Here is a 19,381-nt window from a genome sequence, read left to right as displayed (position 1 = left end):
GGTTCGAAGCCTTGACACCCGCCCCCGGGTCACCCCAGCATCGAAGCGCTTCGAATCCTGAACCCCCGCGTCGTCTCGTCGCCGCGCACACCCACTGTCGGAGAGGATCCGTCCGTGAGCACCGACCAGCCGCCCTTCCGCGACCCGAGGCTGTCGATCCGGGAGCGCGTCGACGACCTGTTGGGACGGCTCACGCTCGACGAGCGCGTCGCGATGCTCCACCAGTTCTCCCCCGCCGTGGAGCGTCTCGGCGTGGCCGCCTTCCGCACCGGCCAGGAGGCCCTCCACGGGGTGGCCTGGATGGGGCCGGCGACCGTCTTCCCCCAGGCCGTGGGGCTGGGGGCCACCTGGAACGAGGAGTTGGTGCGCCGGGTCGGCGAGGCCGTCGGGCGCGAGGTCCGCGCGATGCGGGCGCGCGATCCGCGGGTGGGGACGAACGTCTGGTCGCCCACGGTCAACCTGTTGCGCCACCCGCTGTGGGGCCGCAACGAGGAGGGCTACTCCGAGGACCCGCGGCTGACCGCCGCGATCGCGACCGCCTACACCCGCGGACTGCGCGGCGACCACCCCACCCGCTGGCGCACCGCCCCGGTGCTCAAGCACTGGCTGGCGCACAACAACGAGACCGACCGCGACACCTCCTCGGCCTCGGTCCGGCCGCGGGTGCTCCACGAGTACGAACTCCCCGCCTTCCGCGGCCCGGTGAAGGCCGGCTCGGTGGCCGGGGTGATGCCCGCCTACAACCTCGTCAACGGCCGTCCCAACCACCTCTCCCCGCTGCTCGCCGAGGAGCTGCGCACCTGGTGCGACCACGATCCGGTGGTGTGCTCGGACGCGGGCGCCCCCAGCAACCTCGCCGACTCCCAGGCGTACTTCGCCGACCACGAGGAGGCCACCGCCGCCGCCCTGCGCGCGGGTGTGGACAGCTTCACCGACCACGGCGAGGACTCCTCCACCATCACCGCCCGGGTGCGCGGCGCACTGGAGCGCGGCCTGATCACGCCCGCCGACGTCGACACGGCGGTCCGGCGGCTGCTGGCGATGCGCTGCGCCCTGGGCGAGTTCGACCCGGCGCCCGAGGACGGCCCAGAAAACGGCCCCGAAAGAGACGGAGACGCCGCCTTCGACACCCCCGAGCACCGCCGGTTGGCCCGCGAGGCCGCCGAGCAGGCGATCGTGCTGCTGCGGAACGACGGGCTGCTGCCGCTGCCCGAGGGCATGCGGGTGGCCGTCGTCGGACTGCTGGCGAACGAGTGCAAGCTCGACTGGTACAGCGGCGCCCTCCTGCGCCGCTCCACCCCGTTGGACGGTCTGCGCGAGCGGTTCGGCGCCGACCGCGTGACGTACGCCGAGGGCGTCGACCGGGTGCGGCTGCGCTGCTCCGCCGGCCTGCTGACCGCTCCCGCCACCGCGCCCGCCGGGGACGGGGCGGGCGATCCGGCGACGGCCAAAGCCCTGGACCCGGCCCTGCTGCGGGGCCGCACCGACCTGCCGCCGCTGACGGCCTCCGCCGATCCCGGCGAGTCGGGCGAGTCGAGCGAGTTCGCCCTGGTCGACTGGGGCGGCGGGGTGCTGACCCTGCGCGCGGCGAACGGCCGGTACCTGTCGGTCGCCGACGACGGTCTCGTGCGCGCCTCGGCCGACCAGCCGGGCGGCTGGATCGTCCAGGAGACCTTCGAACTGCGGCCGCACGGCGAGGGACACCTCCTGAGGCACCGGGGAACGGGCCGGTACCTGACAGTGGCCGCCGAGGGCGTGAAGGTTGCCGGGGACGGCGAAGAGGGCGCGGTGTTCACCGTGGAGACGGTCGAGCGCGGCGAGGACGCGGTGGCGGCCGTCGCCGCGGCGGCCGACGTGGTGGTCGTCGTCGCGGGCAACGATCCGCACATCAACGGACGGGAGACCGAGGACCGCGTCACCCTCGCCCTGCCCCCGCACCAGGACCGGCTCTGGCGCGCGGCCCGCGCCGCCAACCCGCGCACCGCGCTGGTGCTCACCTCGGCCTACCCGTACGCGGTGGGGGACGCCGACGCCGCCCTGCCCGCCCTGCTGTGGACGGCCCACGGCGGCCAGGCGGCCGGGCAGGCCCTGGCCGCCGTGCTGGCCGGCGACGTCGCTCCGGGCGGGCGACTGCCGCAGACCTGGTACGCCGCCGACGCCGACCTGCCCGACCTCCTCGACTACGACGTCATCGGCGCCCGCACCACGTACCTGTACTTCGACGGCACGCCGCTGTACCCCTTCGGCCACGGGCTGTCGTACACGTCCTTCTCCTACGGCGAGGCGACGGCGAGCCACGACGGGGAGACGCTGACCGTCCGCTGCGCGGTGACCAACACCGGGGGGACGGCCGGCGACGAGGTCGTCCAGCTCTACGTCCGGGCCGTCGACGTGGCCGGCCCGCGGATCCCCCGCCCCCACCGCGCGCTGGCCGCCCACCGGCGGATCCGTCTGGAGCCCGGCGCCTCACGGGAGGTGGAGTTCGCCGTTCCGCTCGCCGAGGTCCTCGGCTTCCACGACGTGGCCCACCGCCGCTGGACGGTGGCGCCGGGCACCTACGGCGTCGACGTCGGCGCCTCCAGCGCCGACATCCGCGCCACCGCCACCGTCCGGGTGGACGGCGAGCCGCCCGCCCCGCGCCCGATGGCGAGCGTCCGGGCCGTCGACCACGACGACCAGCGGGGCACCCACCTGGTGGACCTGAGCCGGGAGCGCGGCGACGCCGTCGCCCCGATCGGACCGGAACCGGGCGAACTGACCTTCCAGGACTGCGACTTCGGGGCCGGCCCCGTGACCGTCACCGTGACGGCCGCCCGCGAGGAGCCGGGCGAGGCCCGGATCGTCCTGCGCCTGGCCGACGGGCGCGACGACCGCGTCCTGGCCTCGCTCACCGTCCCCTCCACCGGCGACCGCTACGCCTACACCACCGTGCGGGCCGCTCTCTCCGATCCGCCCACCGGCGTCCACGACCTGCGCGTCACCCTGCACGGCCCCGTGAGACTGGCCCGTCTGGGCTTCGGCGACCGCCCGATCGCCGAGGCGCCCTGACGTCAGGCGGGCCTCGCCGCGGTCCGGCCCTCACGCCTTCGGGTGCCGGACCGCGGCTTCGCGCACCCCCCCGGTCGGGAGGGGAAACGGCCGGGAACGGAGGCGGCCGGGACGCGCGGGTGCGCGTCCCGGCCGCCGAAGGGCACGGGCCTCGTCACAGGTCCAGGCCGGTGAGGACCATCACCCGCTCGTAGGTGTAGTCCTCCATGGCGTACAGCACGCCCTCGCGCCCGACGCCGGACTCCTTGACGCCGCCGTAGGGCATCTGGTCCGCCCGGTAGGAGGGCACGTCGCCGATGACCACGCCGCCGACCTCCAGCTCGCGGTGGGCGCGGAAGGCGGCCTGCACGTCGTGGGTGAACACGCCGGCCTGCAGGCCGTACCGGGAGTCGTTGACCGCGGCGAAGGCGGCCTCCTCGCCCTCGACGGAGGCGACGGTCAGCACGGGGCCGAAGACCTCCTCGCAGGCGATCGTGACATCGGCCGGGACGTCGGCGAGCACGGTGGGGGCGTAGGCGGCCCCGTCGCGCTTGCCGCCGGTCAGCAGCCTCGCCCCGGCCGCGACGGCCTCGTCCACCCAGGACTCCACCCGCTTGGCGGCGTCCTCGCTGATCAGCGGGCCGACGTCGGTGGCGTCGTCCGACGGGTCGCCGGTGGTCTGCGCCTCGACCGCCGCGACGATCCTGGGCACCAGTCGCTCGTACACCGAGGCGTCGGCGATGACGCGCTGGACGGAGATGCAGGACTGGCCGCCCTGGTAGTTGGAGAAGGTCGCGATGCGCTGCGCGGCCCAGTCCAGGTCGGCCTCGGAGGAGTAGTCGGCCAGGACCACGGCCGCGGCGTTGCCGCCCAGTTCCAGGGTGACGCGCTTGCGGGGGACGGAGTCCAGGATGGACCAGCCGACGGGCCCGGAGCCGGTGAAGGAGACGACCGGCAGCCGCTCGTCCCGCACCAGGGAGGGCATGCGGTCGTTGGGCACGGGCAGCACCGACCAGGTGCCGGCGGGCAGGTCCGTCTCGGCCAGCAGTTCGCCCAGCAGCAGCGAGGACAGCGGGGTCGCCGGGGCCGGCTTGAGGATGATCGGCGCGCCGACGGCGATGGCCGGGGCCACCTTGTGGGCGCTCAGGTTGAGGGGGAAGTTGAACGGCGCGATGCCCAGCACCGGACCGCGCGGGAAGCGACGGATCAGGGCGAGGCGACCGGTGCCGCCCGCGTCGGTGTCCAGGCGCTGGGCGGTGCCGCCGTTGAAACGACGGGTCTCCTCGGCGGCCCAGCGGAAGACCGAGACGGCGCGGGCGACCTCGCCGCGGGCCCACTTGACGGGCTTGCCGTTCTCGGCGGAGATCAACCGCGCGATCTCCTCGGTGCGCTCGGTGAGGCGCCGTGCGACGTGGTCCAGGGCAGCGGCACGCACGTGCGCGGGCGTGGCGGCGAACCCGGGGGCCGCCGCGGCCGCGGCGGCCACGGCCTCCTCGACCTGGGCCTCGGTGGGAACGCTGACGGCGCCGACGGTCCGGCCGTCCCAGGGCGAGGTGACCTCGAAGGTCTCGTCGCCGGTCGCCTCGCGGCCGGCGAGCCAGAACGCGTGCGTGGATGTCGCTGTGGTCACTGCGTATCCCGGCCCTTCCGATGTGGTGGAGCGATGGTTGGTGGAGCGATGCGGTGGAGCAATGCGCTGAGGCAATGCACGTGATCGGGGTCCCGCGGCGGCGCGGCGGGCTCCCGTTCCCACCGTAGGGGGCGCATCGGCGCCGGCCCCTTGTCCGGCGCGTCCCAGTCCGGCGAGGCCTTGCACCGCTTTGGCGGAACAGTGCTGTTGCCCGCGCGCCTGTCTGCCGCGAGCATGACACGGCACGCACCACCCCCACCCGTCGAACTGGACACCCCAGGAGACGCGATGCGTAGACATCACCGCGGGCGGCGGTTCACCACCGCCGCCCTCCTCCTCACCCTCGCACTGGCCGTTCCGCTCGGGGCGCAGGCCACCGCCGCCCCCGACGACGACCGGCGGACCCCCACGACCGTCGGCGAACGGCAGTACGAGATCACCGGCGTCACCGGCCCCGAGCAGCGCACGGCCATCGCCCGCACCGGCGCCGCGATCGACGCGGTGCGCGAGCGTTCGGTGGTGGTCACCGCCGACACCGCGCAGGCCGAGAAGCTGCGGAAGGCGGGCCACCTCCTCACCGAGCTGCCCGCCCCGCCGAACCGCGCCGCGGCGGCGGACGGAGAGGTCGGGATCCTCGACTTCCCGCCCGCCGACTCCGGCTACCACAACCACGCCGAGATGACGGCCGCGATCGACGGATACGCCAGGAAGTATCCGGACATCATCAGCAAGAGGGTCATCGGCAAGTCCTACCAGGGCCGCGACATCGTCGCCGTCAAGATCAGCGACAACGTCCGCACCGACGAGAACGAGCCGGAGGTGCTGCTCACCCACCACCAGCACGCCCGTGAGCACCTCACCGTCGAGATGGCGCTCTACGTGATCCGGGAGTTCGGCGAGCGGTACGGCTCGGACTCCCGCATCACCCGGATGGTCGACCAGCGCGAACTGTGGATCATCCCGGACATGAACCCCGACGGCGGCGAGTACGACATCGCCTCCGGCAGCTACCGCAGTTGGCGCAAGAACCGCCAGCCCACCCCCGGCTCCTCGTACATCGGCACCGACCTCAACCGCAACTGGCCCTACAAGTGGGGCTGCTGCGGAGGCTCCTCCTCCAGCCCCTCCGCCAGTACCTACCGCGGCCCGTCCGCCGGGTCCGGCACCGAGGTGAAGGTCGTCACCGACTTCGTCAACAGCCGGGTCGTCGGCGGGAGGCAGCAGATCAGGGCGCACATCGACTTCCACACCTACAGCGAGCTGGTGCTGTGGCCCTACGGCTACACCTACGACGACACCGCGGAGGGCCTCACCCGGGACGACCGCGACGCCTTCGCCGCCGTCGGCAGGGCGATGGCCGCCTCCAACGGCTACACCCCGCAGCAGTCCAGCGACCTGTACATCACGGACGGTTCCGTCAACGACTGGATGTGGGGCGTGCACCGCATCTTCAGCTACACGTTCGAGATGTACCCCGGGCCGAACGGCCGGGAGGGCTTCTACCCGCCCGACGAGGTGATCGAGCGGGAGACCTCCCGCAACGAGGGCGCCGTCCTGCTGCTGTTGGAGAACGCCGACTGCATGTACCGCTCGATCGGCAAGGAGGCGCGGTACTGCGCCTCCTGACCCGACTCCCGCTCCCGGCCCGCTAGGACTTCTTCCGGTCCTTCCGGGGCGGGGGCACGGCCGCCGTCGCCTTGAGCGCCAGCCACAGCTCCATCCGCACGTCCGGGTCGTCCAGCGACCGGCCGAGGATCTCCTCGACCCGCCGCATCCGGTAGCGGAGGGTGTGTCGGTGGACGCCGAGGTCGGCGGCGGCCGCGTCCCACTGCCCGTGCCGCGACAGCCAGGCGTGCAGCGAGGCGACCAGATCGCCCCGGCCGTGCGCGTCGTGCTCGTACAGCGCCCGCAGCAGTCCGTCGGCGAAGGCCCGTACGGCGTCGTCGGCCAGCAGCGGGAGCACCGATCCGGAGGCCACGTCCTCGTGCTCGACGAGCGCCCGACCGCGGCGGCGGGCCACGGACAGCGCCTGCTGGGCCTGTTTGAAGGCGACGGTCGCGGCGGAGAGTCCGGCGGGCGCGGAGACGCCGACGACCACCCCGTGCTCCGGATCGTCCTCGCCGGCGGCCTCGGCCGCCGCGGCGAAGTCCGCGCAGGCCGCCGCCGCGGCCCCGCCGTCGGCCACCAAACCCGTCAACCGGGCGCCGTGCGGCACCAGCAGGACGGCCTCTCCGGCCCGGGCGGCCGCCGCCTCGACCCGCTCGGCGAGCGTCTCCACCGCGGCGGGCAGGCCGCCGGACTCCTTCGGCTCCCCCAGGACGCCTCCCTCCGCCTCGCCCCCGCGGGCCTTCGCCCCCGCGGCGGCGGCGCGCCGCCGGCCGGTCGTGGTGGAGGCGCCCTCCGCCACGATCACCCGCAGCGGCTCGTCCAGCAGCCCCCCGTAGAGCGAACCGGCGACCGCCCGGGCGTGATCGACCTCCCCCGCCATCAACATCCGCAGCACCGCCGCGCCCAGCCGCTGCTCGGCCTCCTGCAGGGCGCGGGACCGCTCGGTGGTCAGCGTCAGCAGGGCGACGGCGGAGTTGACGGCGTACCGTTCGGCGGTCCCCGGCGGGGCGCCCGTGCCGACCGCGAGCACGGCCCGGGGCCGCCGCCCCGACCCGATCGACTGCAGCTCCACCCGGTCGTCCGCCCGGTCGCCGCCCCGGGCCTCGCTCACCACGGCGCTCGCGGGTGCGGGCCGGTCGCGCAGCCGTTCCACCTCGCCGGTCAGCCGGGCGGCGCGGCGGGCCGCCCAGGCGGGGGCGACGGCGACCAGCGCGCCGGAGATGTCGTAGAGCGCGGCCCAGCCGTCGACGTGGACGGCCAGCCTCGCCAGCAGGGCGGCGGGCCCCTCCGCGGACTGCGCGGCGCGGGTCAGTTCGCGCTGGGCCTCGAACCCCTCGGTGACCGCCTGGTACTGGTCGGCCGCCACGGCCGCCGAGACCGCCTTGCTGATGGCCAGGAACGGGGTGCGCCGGGGCACCTCCAACAGCGGGAAGTCGGTCTCGCGGGCGGCGTCGAGCAGTGCCCGCGGCACCTTCTCGTGGCTGACCCCGGCCGCGAACCCGAGCCCGACCACCCCGGCGGCGTCCAGCCGCCCGACGTAGCGGCGCATCGCCTCCTCGTCCTCGACGTCCAGCTTCAGCGCCGTGATCAGCAGCAGCTCCCCGCCCTCCAGGTACGGCACGGGGTCGGCCAGCTCGCTCACGTGCGCCCAGCGCACGGGGGTGTCCAACCGGCTCTCACCCGCGAGGACGGTGAGCTTGAGAGCGGAGTGCTGAACCAGTGAGGCGAGGGTGAGGGGCATGGCTGACCTGGTGCCCTTTCCGACGGACCGCCGCTTCTCGGTCGGCGCCCGACAGGTGGAGGGAACGTGCCGACTTTTTGGACGTACGGTAGTGAGAATAAGACCGAACTATGCCTAACCGTACAGCCGTACGCGCCCTCGCGCGCCCCCTCTGCGCCCTGTGCTCCCCTGTTGCCCCGGTCGTCGTTCCGGTCGCCGGCCCGGTCTCACCGCCGGTGCGGTCCCCGCCGAGGCTTCCGCCGCCTCCCGCTAACCCCCGAGCCTGGTCAGCACCGGCGGGCTCGCCTCGCCGCGGACCGTGGTGAGCGACACCACCGCGTGCCCCGGCGGCACCTTGTGGGCGAGGTCGGAGGCGGACCACCGCTCGCGCTGCACCGTGCGCACCGTGACCGACTTCGTCGTCGCCCGCACTCCCGTGAACAGCGTGCGGACGCCGCGCACCCCGCGCCGGAGCAGCCCCCCGGAGAAGTCGGGGTTGTGGGTGACGTCCTCGGTCTTCACCCACTCCCGGCCCCACGCCTGCGCGAACACCTCGCCGTCCCAGGTGTTCACGCCGGAGAGCACCACCCGGCAGCCGACCGCCCCGACCGCCGCCGCGCGCAGCGGCTCGGGCACCTCGTCCAGGCCGCGCAGGCCCAGCACCACGCCCGCGTTCGCCGTCCGCAACCGCTGGATCGCCCGCACGGAGGCGGGGGTGAGGGTGTGCGCGGCGTCGTCGAGCACCAGGCAGGCGAAGAGCGAACGCTCGTCTCGGGCGCGGACGCGGGTGGTGAACTGGGCCAGCAACAGCCGGGCCAGCATCCGGGACGCCTCGGCGTGCCCGTGCTCGGGCAGGTCGATCCGCACCCGCAGCGGGTGTTCCAGGTCCCGCATGGCGAAGGGGCGGGTGGTGCCGCCGGTGCCGAAGAACCCGGCGAACGCGGGCCGGTCCAGCAGCGCGATCCGGTCGGCGAGCAGCGGCCCCGGATCGCCGGGGCGTCCCGACTGGCGTTCCCGCGCGTCCAGTTCGCGCAGGGCGGCGCCGTCCCCGACGGCCTCGCACGCCTGGCGCAGCGTGGCGAGCGCCACCGGCACCCCGTCCAGCAGTTCGCGCAGTTCGGGCACCGGCGGGAAGCGGCCGTGGGCCGTCCGGTAGGGGCCGATGAGCTGGGCGAGCGCGGTGGCGGCGCGACGGGTGTCGGCCTCGCTCCCCTGACCGCCGGGGCCGGTGGGGGCGTCGCCGACCAGCGCCTCGGCCAGGACGGCGGCGGCCTCGTCGGGGTCGTCGGTGCCGCCGTAGAGGTCGAGGTCGTGGGCCGAGTCGGGGTCGCCGAGCCGGATCACCACGTCATAGGCGTCGTCGGGGCCGAGCCCGGCGCCCGCCGCGCCCACGGCGACCACCGCGGCCCGTCCGGCGAGCGCCTGGAGCGCCAGGGACTCCACCACGGGGCGCACCACGCGGCTGGTCTTCCCGGCGGCCGAGGGCCCCACCACCAGCAGCGAGGTGCTCAGCAGCGCGGGCTCCAGGGCGAGGAAGACGCCCCGGTAGGCGTACGGGTTGCGGTCCTCGTCGGGCGCCGACCCCAACCGCACCTGTCCGGTCAGCAGGTCGTGACGGGCCGCCCGCGCGGGCAGGTCCCGGGCGCCGGAGGGGTGGACGAAGGCGGTGGCGCCCCGGCTCAGCACGGCCTCGGCGAAGGCGGGCAGGTGGTCCGGCCGGGCCCGCACCGACTGCCAGGCGCGGTCGATCCGGGCGTAGTCCACGTCGTTCATCCGTCCGGCGTGGATCTCCGCGGTCAGCCGGTCGGCGGCGGCGTGTTCGCCGGCGGCCCGCAGGTGGGGCCAGAGGACCGGGTCGGCGGGCCCGCCCTCGGGCACGGTCGGTGCGGCGACCGGACCGGAACCCGCATCCGTCCCGAACAGCCGCGGACGCACGTGGCGCCGCCACACCTCGCCCCAGCGGCCGATCCGACCGAAGATCCACGCCAGCAGGGCCGCGAGGAGGGCGTAGTAGACGTACGCGGCGGTGACGAAGACCTCGTCGCCCTTCCACGAATCGGGAGTGAACCAGTCCAGCGGCCACATCAGCGGAGGGAGGTAGCCGTTGTAGTTCAGCGACCACACCAACAGTCCGCACAGCAGCGCCAGCGCCGCGCCGCCCAGCAGTTGCCGGTCGTCCAGCCGCTCGGGGTCCTCCGGCGGCTTCGGCCGGTGCCCGTACCGCCAGACGCCCGGCTCGGCCTCGGGTCGCGGCGTGCGCAGCCAATCCTCCAGGGAGGGACCGGCCGCGGGCGCCCGCCTCGGCATCGGGGGGACCGGAGGAGCCGGGGGGACCGGCGGCATCGCCGGCACGGCCTCCGCCCCTCCCCGGGCCCACCGCGAGTCCCGCGCGTCCCCTGCCCCGTGCGCCCCGTAGCCGACCATCCGCCGCCCTGCTCCTCGTCCGGCACTCCCTCGCCCGTCCACCGTCCCAATCTAGTCTCCACACCGGGCAGTTGACCGCCCCACGGAACCGGCCATGTCCACCGTGGCCAACACGGCACGGACACTTCTCCGCGGCGGTGCATGCCGACACCGTTTTCCCCGCCCTAGCCTGCGAAGGAGCAGCACCCCTTCCTACCGAGGAGCCCGCCATGACCGAATTGTCCGGAGGCCCCAGCCTCTCCCAGGAGCGCCGCGTCGTCACCGCGATCCCCGGGCCGAAGTCGCAGGAGCTGATGGCCCGCAAGCAGGCGGCCGTGGCGGGGGGCGTCAGCACCACTCTGCCGGTGTTCGCGGTGCGTGCCGGGGGCGGCGTCGTGGAGGACGTCGACGGCAACTCCTTCATCGACCTGGGTTCCGGCATCGCCGTGACCACGGTCGGCAACAGCGCCCAGGCCGTGGTGCGCCGCGCCTCCGCCCAGCTTGAGCAGTTCACCCACACCTGCGCGATGGTGACCCCCTACGAGGTCTACGTCGAGGTCTGCGAGGAGCTGGCGAAGCTCACCCCCGGCGACCACGAGAAGAAGTCCGCGCTGTTCAACTCGGGCGCCGAGGCCGTCGAGAACGCCGTGAAGATCGCCCGCGCGTACACCAAGCGCCAGGCCGTGGTCGTCTTCGACCACGCCTACCACGGCCGCACCAACCTCACCATGGCGCTGACGGCGAAGAACATGCCCTACAAGCACGGCTTCGGCCCGTTCGCGCCCGAGATCCACCGGGTGCCGGTGGCCTACCCCTTCCGCTGGCCCACCGGCCCGGAGAACTGCGCCCAGGAGGCCGCCGAGCAGGCCATCGACAAGATCACCAAGCAGATCGGCGCCGAGAACGTCGCCGCCATCCTCATCGAGCCGGTCCTGGGCGAGGGCGGTTTCATCGAGCCCGCCAAGGGCTTCCTGCCCGCGATCCGGCAGTTCGCCGCGGACAACGGGATCGTCTTCATCGCCGACGAGATCCAGTCCGGCTTCTGCCGCACCGGCCAGTGGTTCGCCTGCGAGGACGAGAACATCGTCCCGGACCTGATCACCACCGCCAAGGGCATCGCCGGCGGTCTGCCGCTGGCCGCCGTCACCGGCCGCGCCGAGATCATGGACGCCGTGCACGGCGGCGGTCTGGGCGGCACCTACGGCGGCAACCCGGTGGCCTGCGCCGCCGCACTGGGTGCCATCGAGACGATGCGCGAGCTGGACCTCAACGCGAAGGCCAAGCGCATCGAGGAGATCATGAAGGGTCGCCTGACCGCGCTCCAGGAGAAGTTCGACGTCGTCGGCGAGGTCCGCGGCCGGGGCGCGATGATCGCCATCGAGCTGGTCAAGCCGGGCACCAAGGAGCCGAACCCGGAGGTCACCGCGGCCGTCGCCAAGCACTGCCACCAGGCCGGTGTGCTGATCCTGACCACCGGCACCTACGGCAACGTGATCCGCTTCCTTCCGCCCCTGGTCATCGGCGAGGATCTGCTGAACGAGGGCCTGGACGTGCTGGAGGAGGCCTTCGCCGGCCTGAAGTGAGGAGCCGCGTGAAGAATGTGTGCGAGGGCCATGGCCTTGCGGTGACACGCCTGTCCGCCGTCCGTCGCCTGTCGTACGGTCTTCATCGGAAGAACGCAGTGTTCCGTCCGCGGGTGACCGTGGACGGTGCCGAGCCGGTGATTCCCCTTCTCCGGCCCGGCTGTGCCCTCGCGCACACTCCTCACCGATCGGACGGCCGCCCGCCCCATACCCCCCGGGGCGCGCGGTGACCGGTCGTCACGGCGACCCCGGAACCCTCCCCCCTGTTCCGGGGTCGCCGTCTCGTGTTTCCGCCCCGTCCCTCCTCCGCCCCGCGACCGTGGCGGTCCTGGCGCCGCTGCTGGTCTTCGCCGTCGCGACCTGGCAGGTGGTGACCGAGGGTCCGGCGGCGGACTCGGACGAGCGTCTGGCCCGCCGGTTGCGGGCGGACGCCCCGCCGACCCCGTTCGCCGAGTTCCTCGCCGACCTGGGCAACGTGGAGGTCGCGCTGCCCGTCCTGGCGGCGGCGCTGCTGTACGCGGGGCTGCGCGGTCGCCGGTGGCGGCCCTCCCTGGCGGCAGCCCTCGCCATGGCCGCCGTACCGGCCGTGGTGGCGCCGCTGAAGGCCCTGACCGACCGGCCCGGTCCGCTCGGCGGCACGGAGTACTTTCCCTCGGGACACGCGGCGACGGCCGCGGTGGCGTACGGCGGCGCCGTGCTGCTGGTGCTGCCGCACGTCCGCGCGCGGATGCGGCGCCTGCTGCCGGCCGCCGCCGCGGTGGTGTGCGCCGCGGTGGGCGCGGGCCTGGTGTGGCGGGGGTACCACTGGCCGCTGGACGTGCTGGCCGGGTGGTGTCTGGGGGTGCCGCTGCTGGTGGCCGCCCGGGCCGGCTTCCGTCACAGGGAGACGGTCGTGACCCCGTCGGGTTCCTCCGCGCCGTCCGGGACGGACAGGTCGAACGCCCAGAAGCCGTAGTCGTAGTCGAGGCCGGGGGCGTAGTCGAGGCTCACGATCTGCGTGCCCCTCGGCGCCCACAGGGCGAGCTCCACCGTCGTCCGCTCGTCGGGCGCCAACTCCTTCGGGGCGGACGTGGGGCGGGAGACGGCGTCGACGGGCACCCGGACGCCGTCGAGGTGGATCTCCAGGTCGCCGTCCCGCAGATCGGCCGTCTCCACCCCGTCGTGGGCGAGCGTGAGCGCGAGGACGACGCGCAACGGCTCCGTTCCGGGCTCGCCGCCGTCCTCCGCGGTCACCGAGGCGGCCGTGACGGTGAACCCGTCGTCGTAGACCACGGTCTCACCGGCGGCGGCCGGTCTGTCGGCGGTGCCGGCCGGGGAGGTCACCCGGATGAAGGTGAACAGGTCCATGACGGCGACGACCAGGACCACCGACAGCGCCGCCGAGACCAGCACCGCGCCCGTGCCCGTCCACAGTCCGGCCAGTGCCTGCCCGCGGTTGTCGGCCGCGCCCGCCTTGACGCGCCGCAGTCCGAGGACGCCCAGGACCACGGCCACGACGCCGAGCACCGCCCCGAGCGGGCTGAGGAGGACCGTCAGCCCCGTGGCGGCTCCGGCGGCTCCCGTGATCAGCGCGGCCAGGCCGAGCCCGTTGCGCGGCCGTGGGCCGGGCGCCCGACCGTACGCCCCGTGCGTTCCGTACGCCCCGCCCCAGGTGGTTCCGTGGGGCGTCCCGTACGGCGAACGGTACGGGTCGGGGGCGGTGAACGGGTCGGGGTGTCTCTCGGGCATCACGGAAGGCCTCCTCCACAGGAGTCTCCAGCCTAGAGGGGACGGTCATGTCCCGGTCATCACCCCCTGTCCGGATTCCGGTCGGCTCCGGCCACGGGCCGGGCGTGGAAGGTGCCGTCGTCCTCCCTCCAATCGTCACCGCTCTCCCCGCCGCCTCCGAGGGCGAGGACGAGGACGATCAGCCCGACGACCACGGCGCCGATCACGGTGGAGACGATCCCCAGGACGAGCCCGGCCGTGGCCGGGCCGCTGCCGTGCGCCTCGCCCCGTTTGACCCTGCGGCGCGCCGAGATCCCCAGCCCGATGGCGACGGGACCGACGAGAACGGCGAGGGCCGCGAAGTAGATGGTCGTGACCAGGAAGGCGCCGACGACGCCGAGCACCAGCGCCGCGACGCAGATGCCGCTGGTCGACGGCGGCGGGGGAGGCGGTACCCAGCCGGGGCCGGGACCGGGGCCGTACCCGTGACCGTGCTGTCCCCCCGGCCCGGGTCCGTACGGCCCGGGTCCGTATGGCGCGGGTGCATGCGGCGCGGGTGCATGCGGCGCGGGTGCATGCGGCGCGGGCCCGTACGGGCTCGGCGGTCCGCCCGCGGAGGGGAGCGCCGTCACGGTCGGCTGGTCGGCGATGCGACCGCCCGCCGCGCCGGTCCCACCCCCCGTGTCCCCCTTCCCGAGGCCGTCGCCCGGCCCTCCGTACCACGGCGCTGTCCGTTCGTCTGGCATGTCCCCCTCCTCATGACGCGTTGGGCCATCGTATGCGCGAGGGCGGACCGGTTTTCTCGCGTGCGCGGCGCCCCGGTGCCCGGCCTACCATGGCCGCGCTCCCGCATCCGTCTGGAGGAACCTTGTCCAATCCCGGCACCGGTACCGGACCCGGCGACCTGTCCGCCTTCATCGCCGGTCTCCCCAAGGCCGAACTGCACGTCCACCACGTCGGCTCCGCCTCCCCCCGCATCGTCGCCGAGCTGGCCGCCCGACACCCGAACCCGGCGGTCCCGACCGACCCGGAGGCGCTCGCGGAGTACTTCACCTTCCGTGATTTCGCCCACTTCATCGAGGTCTACCTGTCCGTGGTGGACCTGATCCGCGACGCCGAGGACGTCCGGCTGCTGACGTACGAGGTCGCCCGGGACATGGCCCGGCAGAACATCCGCTACGCGGAGCTGACGGTCACCCCCTACAGTTCGACGCGGCGCGGGATACCCGAGGTCGCCTTCATGGAGGCGATCGAGGACGCCCGCCGAGCGGCCGAGAGCGAATTGGGCGTGGTCCTGCGGTGGTGCTTCGACATCCCCGGCGAGGCGGGGCTGGAGTCCGCCGAGGAGACCGCCCGACTGGCGTGCGACCTGCGCCCCGAGGGCCTGGTCTCCTTCGGGCTGGGCGGTCCGGAGGTCGGGGTGCCGCGCCCGCAGTTCAAGCCGTACTTCGACCGTGCCATCGCCGACGGCCTCCACAGCGTCCCGCACGCCGGCGAGACCACCGGCCCGGAGACGATCTGGGACGCCCTGACCTTCCTGCGCGCCGAACGCATCGGCCACGGCACCAGCGCCCCGCGCGATCCGAGACTGCTGGAGTACCTGGCGGAGCACCGAATTCCGCTGGAGGTCTGCCCGACCTCCAACCTCGCCACCCGCGCCGTGCCGTCGCTGGACGACCACCCGGTGACGGAGATGGTCAAGGCGGGCGTCCTGGTCACGATCAACAGCGACGACCCGCCGATGTTCGGCACCGACCTGTGCACCGAGTACGAGATCGCCGCCCGGCTGCTGGGGCTGGACGCGGCGGGCGTGGCGACGCTGGCGAGGAACGCGGTGACCGCCTCCTTCGCCCCCGACCACGTCAAGGCGTCCCTGCTCGCCGAGATCGACGCCCATCTCGCCGCCTGGTCCGCCTGACCGGGGCGGGCTTCCGCCCCCGACCCTCCTCGGTCTCCCTCCGCTCCTCTCGGGAAAGGCGTCGGCCCGCGGCGCCGACGCGCCGCGGGCCGATGGCCGGGTCGACTCGGAACGTCGGCTCAGAACGCGGTCATGACGTGCTTGATGCGGGTGTAGTCCTCCAGGCCGTAGGCGGACAGGTCCTTGCCGTAGCCGGACTTCTTGAACCCGCCGTGCGGCATCTCGGCCACCAGCGGGATGTGGGTGTTGATCCACACGCAGCCGAAGTCCAGCGCCCTGGACATCCGCATCGCCCGGGCGTGGTCACGGGTCCACACCGAGGACGCCAGCCCGTACTCCACGTCGTTGGCCCAGGACACGGCTTGGTCCTCGTCGGTGAACTTCTGCACGGTGATGACCGGGCCGAAGACCTCGTTCTGGACGATCTCGTCGTCCTGCGCGAGTCCGGAGATCACCGTGGGGGCGAAGAAGTAGCCCTTCTCGCCGACCCGGGTGCCGCCGGTCTCGATCTTCGCGTGGGACGGCAGACGCTCGATGAACCCGGCCACCTTCTCCAGGTGGGTGGAGTTGTTGAGCGGGCCGTAGAAGCAGTCCGGGTCGGAGAGGTCCCCGGTCTTGACGTCGGAGGCGGCCTTGGCCAGCGCCGCCACGAACTCGTCGTGGACCGACTCGTGGACCAGCACGCGGGTGGCCGCGGTGCAGTCCTGTCCGGCGTTGAAGAACCCGCCGTCGCGGATGCCCTCCACCGCCGCGGCGATGTCGGCGTCCTCGAAGACGACGCAGGGCGCCTTGCCGCCCAACTCCAGGTGGACCTTCTTGACGTCCTTGGCGGCGCTGCCGGCGACCTCCATGCCGGCGCGCACCGACCCGGTGATCGAGGCCATCGCCGGGGTGGGGTGCTCGACCATCAGCCGCCCGGTGTCGCGGTCGCCGCACACCACGTTGAAGATCCCGCCCGGCAGGTCCATCTCCCTCAGCACGTCGCCGATGATCTCCGCCAGCAGCACCGTCGAGGCGGGGGTGGTGTCCGACGGCTTGAGCACCACGGTGTTGCCCGCGGCCAGGGCCGGGGCGAACTTCCACACGGCCATCATCATCGGGTAGTTCCACGGCGCGACCTGGGCGCACACGCCCACCGGTTCGCGCCGGACGAACGACGTCATGCCGGCCATGTACTCCCCGGCCGACTTGCCCTCCAGCAGCCGCGCCGCCCCGGCGAAGAAGCGGACCTGGTCGATCATGACCGGCAGCTCCTCGGTGCGGGTCAGCTCCAGGGGCTTGCCGGTGTTCTCGCACTCGGCCGCCAGCAGCTCCTCGCCCCGCCGCTCCATCGCGTCGGCGATCTTGAGCAGGACGGCCTGCCGGGTTCCGGGTGTGGCGTCACGCCAGGTCGGGAAGGCCTCCGCGGCGGCGGCCATCGCCGCGTCCACGTCCGCGGCCCCCGACAGAGGCGCCGTCGCGTACGCCTCACCCGTCGCCGGGTTCACCACCTCGATGGTGCGCCCGTCGGCGGCGTCCCGGAACTCCCCGCCGATGTGATTGCGCAGCCGACGCAGTTCAGTGGCCACTTCGCGCCCTCCTGCCCAGTTGTCCGATAGATGAGACACCCACCCTAACCATCGGAGTCCTTCTTCGACATACCCGCTCATCGAGGACTTCCGATCCGCTGCCGCGGCACCGCCGTGACACACCCCACCGACGGCGGCCGGCCGAAGGACCATTCGGTGGAAACTGGGCCGCGCCCGCGTCGGATGGGGTCTTTCGCGGCGGTCGCGGTCCGTACCGTTCTCGTGACCGACACCCCTGGCACCCGTTCACCCGGTCAGGGGGAGGCACGACCCCGAAGACGAGCGGAGGTGCCCGTCATGGTGGCTGCACCCGAGGACCTGCTCTGGGCACGCGGACTGCACTACGAGCACGAGGGGTCGCCCGCGCTGCGGGACGTCTCCGTCGGGGTCCGCGAGGGCGAGATCCTCGCCGTCGTCGGTCCGCGCGGCTGCGGCAAGTCCACGCTGCTGAGCTGTCTGTCCGGACGGCTGGTGCCCGGACGCGGCGAGGTGTGGTTCAACAGCGTCCCGCTGCACACCCTCCCCGAGCCGGCCCGCGAGCGACTGCGCCGCGACCGGTTCGGCTGGGTCGGCAGCGAGCCGCACCTCCTGCCGGAGTTGACCGCCTGGGAGAACGCGGCGCTGCCGCTGCTGCTCGCGGGCAGCGGTCACCGCGCCGCCCGGCGTGCCGCGTGCGAGTGGCTGGAGCGGTTGGACGTCGGCGACTGCGCCCGGCTGCGGCCGGGCGCGCTGCTCCAAGCGCAGCGACAGCGGGTGGCCATCGCCCGCGCGCTGGCGCACTCCCCGACCGTGGTCTTCGCCGACGAGCCGACCGCGCCGCTCCACCAGGCCGACCGCGCCCAGGTGCTGCGCACCCTGACCACCGCGGCCCGCTCGCACCGGATCACGGTCGTGCTGGCGTGTCCGGAGGACCGGGTGGCGGGCGTGGCGGACCGCACGGTCACGCTCGTGGACGGCCGCCGGGTCGGCGCCGACGTCCCGACCGGCTCGACCGACCCGGAAGGCAGGGCGACGTGCTCGTTCTCCGCCTAGTCCGCACCTTCCGTCCCACGGCTCTGGCGCGTCGGGCGCTGGTCGCCGGCATGGCCGGAGCGGTGGGTTTCCTCCTGCTGAGCGCGTTGGGCTACGCCGTCGCCCATCCCGAGCGTCCCGACGTGGCGCTGTCCCGGCTGCTGTGGTGCGCGGTGCCGCTGCTGGCCTGTGCGCAGTTCGCCGCCTCCGCGGCCCGCACCGACCCGTGCGTGCGCCCCCGTGAGGGGTTGGACGCGGTCGGCGTGGGGCCCGCCCGGCTGCCGCTGCTGGCCGCGTTGTCCACGGCCCTGTCCTGCGCCGTGGGCTGCGCGGTGGCACTGCCCGCCTTCCTCCACCTGCGCGACGGGCTGGGCGACGCGCCGCTGGCCGGGGCCGCGGCGGAGTTGCTGGGCGGCGACCGGGAACTGCCGCGAGCCGCCGTGGCGACGCTGCTGGCCGTGCCGCCGCTGGTCGCGGCCGGGGCGAGCGCGGTGGCGACCCGGCTGCGCGCGCTTCCGTCCGCCCGCTCCGTGGCGCTGCCCGGCACGCCGCCGCCCGCGCCCGCGGGGCTGCCGTGGGGGGTGGCGGTCATGGCGGTCGGGTTGGCCGTGGAGACCCACGCCGCCGGCCGGATCGCCTCGCCCCCGGGGCCTGGGGTGCCGTGGCCGGGCCCCCTGGACGCTCTCGGTCCGGGGGTCGTCGGCGGTTGGCTGCTGATCGCCCTGGGCCTGGGGCTCGCCGGCCCCGGGCTGGTCCACCTGTGCGGGCTGCTGCTGGCCGTGGGACGGCCGGGCGCGCTGCGGTTGCTGGCGGGCCGGGCGCTACGGGAGGAGGCGCCGCGCGTCGGCCACTCCCTGGGGGTGCTGTGCGCGGTGGTCGCGGGCGCGCCGGCGGCGGCCCGGCTGTACGAGACGTCCGGCGGTGGGCTCGAGGTCGGGCCGCTCACCGCGCTGGGCGCGGCGGTGGTCGTGGTGTGCGCGGTGGCCGCGGCGCTGAGCGCGGCGGCGGAGTTCCGTGCCGCCCGCGCGTCCGCGACCGACGGCCTGCGCCGGTTGGGCGCCTCCCGCGGGACGCTGCGCGCCGCCGCGGCGCTGCGGGTGGCGGTGCTGCTGGTCGTGCTGGTGCCGTTGGCCTGGCTGGTCTCGGAGTTGGCCGCGCTGTCGCCGGCGCGCTGAGGGGGCTGTGCCCCCGCTCCGTCCCCCGCCC

The 19,381-nt window shown here is 74.3% G+C and carries 13 protein-coding genes; 7 read left to right on the top strand and 6 right to left on the bottom strand.

Features of this window, described 5'->3' with window-relative positions; genetic code table 11:
• The first annotated feature begins 114 nt into the window (after positions 1-114).
• Positions 115-3,048: a glycoside hydrolase family 3 C-terminal domain-containing protein gene (locus IF47_RS0110570; RefSeq protein ID WP_031508328.1), complete on the top strand. Its 2,934-nt coding sequence runs from the start codon at positions 115-117 to the stop codon at positions 3,046-3,048.
• Positions 3,049-3,202: 154 nt separating this feature from the next.
• Here IF47_RS0110570 and IF47_RS0110565 read toward each other — a convergent pair whose 3' ends face one another.
• Entirely contained in the window at positions 3,203-4,657 is a 1,455-nt protein-coding gene (locus tag IF47_RS0110565) for an aldehyde dehydrogenase family protein (RefSeq protein WP_031508327.1), read from the bottom strand.
• 288 nt (positions 4,658-4,945) lie between these two features.
• Between IF47_RS0110565 and IF47_RS0110560 the strand changes: the two genes are divergently transcribed.
• Positions 4,946-6,283, top strand: a complete 1,338-nt coding sequence (locus tag IF47_RS0110560; RefSeq protein ID WP_031508325.1) for a M14 family metallopeptidase — start codon at positions 4,946-4,948, stop codon at positions 6,281-6,283.
• A 22-nt stretch (positions 6,284-6,305) separates the two neighbouring features.
• Here IF47_RS0110560 and IF47_RS0110555 read toward each other — a convergent pair whose 3' ends face one another.
• The gene (locus IF47_RS0110555; RefSeq protein WP_031508324.1) at positions 6,306-8,006 is read right to left on the bottom strand and encodes a PucR family transcriptional regulator; all 1,701 of its coding nucleotides are present in this window, start codon (positions 8,004-8,006) and stop codon (positions 6,306-6,308) included.
• A 249-nt stretch (positions 8,007-8,255) separates the two neighbouring features.
• Positions 8,256-10,409 (bottom strand): hypothetical protein, encoded by a 2,154-nt coding sequence (locus IF47_RS0110550; protein WP_031508323.1) that lies wholly within the window; start codon positions 10,407-10,409, stop codon positions 8,256-8,258.
• A gap of 209 nt (positions 10,410-10,618) precedes the next feature.
• On the opposite strand from IF47_RS0110550, the gene gabT reads away from it, so the two are divergent.
• Positions 10,619-11,971, top strand: a complete 1,353-nt coding sequence (gene gabT, locus IF47_RS0110545) for a 4-aminobutyrate--2-oxoglutarate transaminase (protein WP_031508321.1) — start codon at positions 10,619-10,621, stop codon at positions 11,969-11,971.
• 319 nt (positions 11,972-12,290) lie between these two features.
• Positions 12,291-12,926, top strand: a complete 636-nt coding sequence (locus IF47_RS27680) for a phosphatase PAP2 family protein (protein ID WP_245641072.1) — start codon at positions 12,291-12,293, stop codon at positions 12,924-12,926.
• Here IF47_RS27680 and IF47_RS28680 read toward each other — a convergent pair.
• Both IF47_RS28680 and IF47_RS30640 read right to left on the bottom strand, forming a co-directional pair.
• On the bottom strand, positions 12,848-13,699 hold the full coding sequence (locus IF47_RS28680) for a hypothetical protein (RefSeq protein ID WP_031508319.1): 852 nt from the start codon (positions 13,697-13,699) through the stop codon (positions 12,848-12,850). The two genes, IF47_RS27680 and IF47_RS28680, sit on opposite strands and share 79 nt — an antisense overlap.
• A gap of 59 nt (positions 13,700-13,758) precedes the next feature.
• Positions 13,759-14,082, bottom strand: a complete 324-nt coding sequence (locus tag IF47_RS30640) for a DUF4190 domain-containing protein (protein WP_051717400.1) — start codon at positions 14,080-14,082, stop codon at positions 13,759-13,761.
• Positions 14,083-14,513: 431 nt separating this feature from the next.
• Here IF47_RS30640 and IF47_RS0110525 point away from each other — a divergent pair, with 431 nt between their 5' ends.
• Positions 14,514-15,596 carry an adenosine deaminase gene (locus IF47_RS0110525; RefSeq protein WP_425423572.1) on the top strand — a complete coding sequence of 361 codons (1,083 nt, stop codon included), beginning with the start codon at positions 14,514-14,516 and terminating at the stop codon, positions 15,594-15,596.
• 119 nt (positions 15,597-15,715) lie between these two features.
• Here IF47_RS0110525 and IF47_RS0110520 read toward each other — a convergent pair whose 3' ends face one another.
• The gene (locus tag IF47_RS0110520; protein ID WP_031508315.1) at positions 15,716-17,164 is read right to left on the bottom strand and encodes a gamma-aminobutyraldehyde dehydrogenase; all 1,449 of its coding nucleotides are present in this window, start codon (positions 17,162-17,164) and stop codon (positions 15,716-15,718) included.
• 297 nt (positions 17,165-17,461) lie between these two features.
• On the opposite strand from IF47_RS0110520, the gene IF47_RS0110515 reads away from it, so the two are divergent.
• Positions 17,462-18,196: an ABC transporter ATP-binding protein gene (locus IF47_RS0110515; RefSeq protein ID WP_031508314.1), complete on the top strand. Its 735-nt coding sequence runs from the start codon at positions 17,462-17,464 to the stop codon at positions 18,194-18,196.
• Entirely contained in the window at positions 18,178-19,350 is a 1,173-nt protein-coding gene (locus tag IF47_RS0110510) for a hypothetical protein (RefSeq protein ID WP_031508312.1), read from the top strand. Before IF47_RS0110515 ends, IF47_RS0110510 begins: the two co-directional genes overlap by 19 nt.
• Positions 19,351-19,381 lie beyond the last annotated feature (31 nt).

The organism is Streptomyces megasporus, assembly GCF_000718985.1.
In the GTDB taxonomy this organism is placed as follows: domain Bacteria; phylum Actinomycetota; class Actinomycetes; order Streptomycetales; family Streptomycetaceae; genus Streptomyces; species Streptomyces megasporus.
The sequence above is the reverse complement of the archived record's forward strand: the minus strand, read 5'-3'. Positions and strand labels throughout refer to the sequence as shown.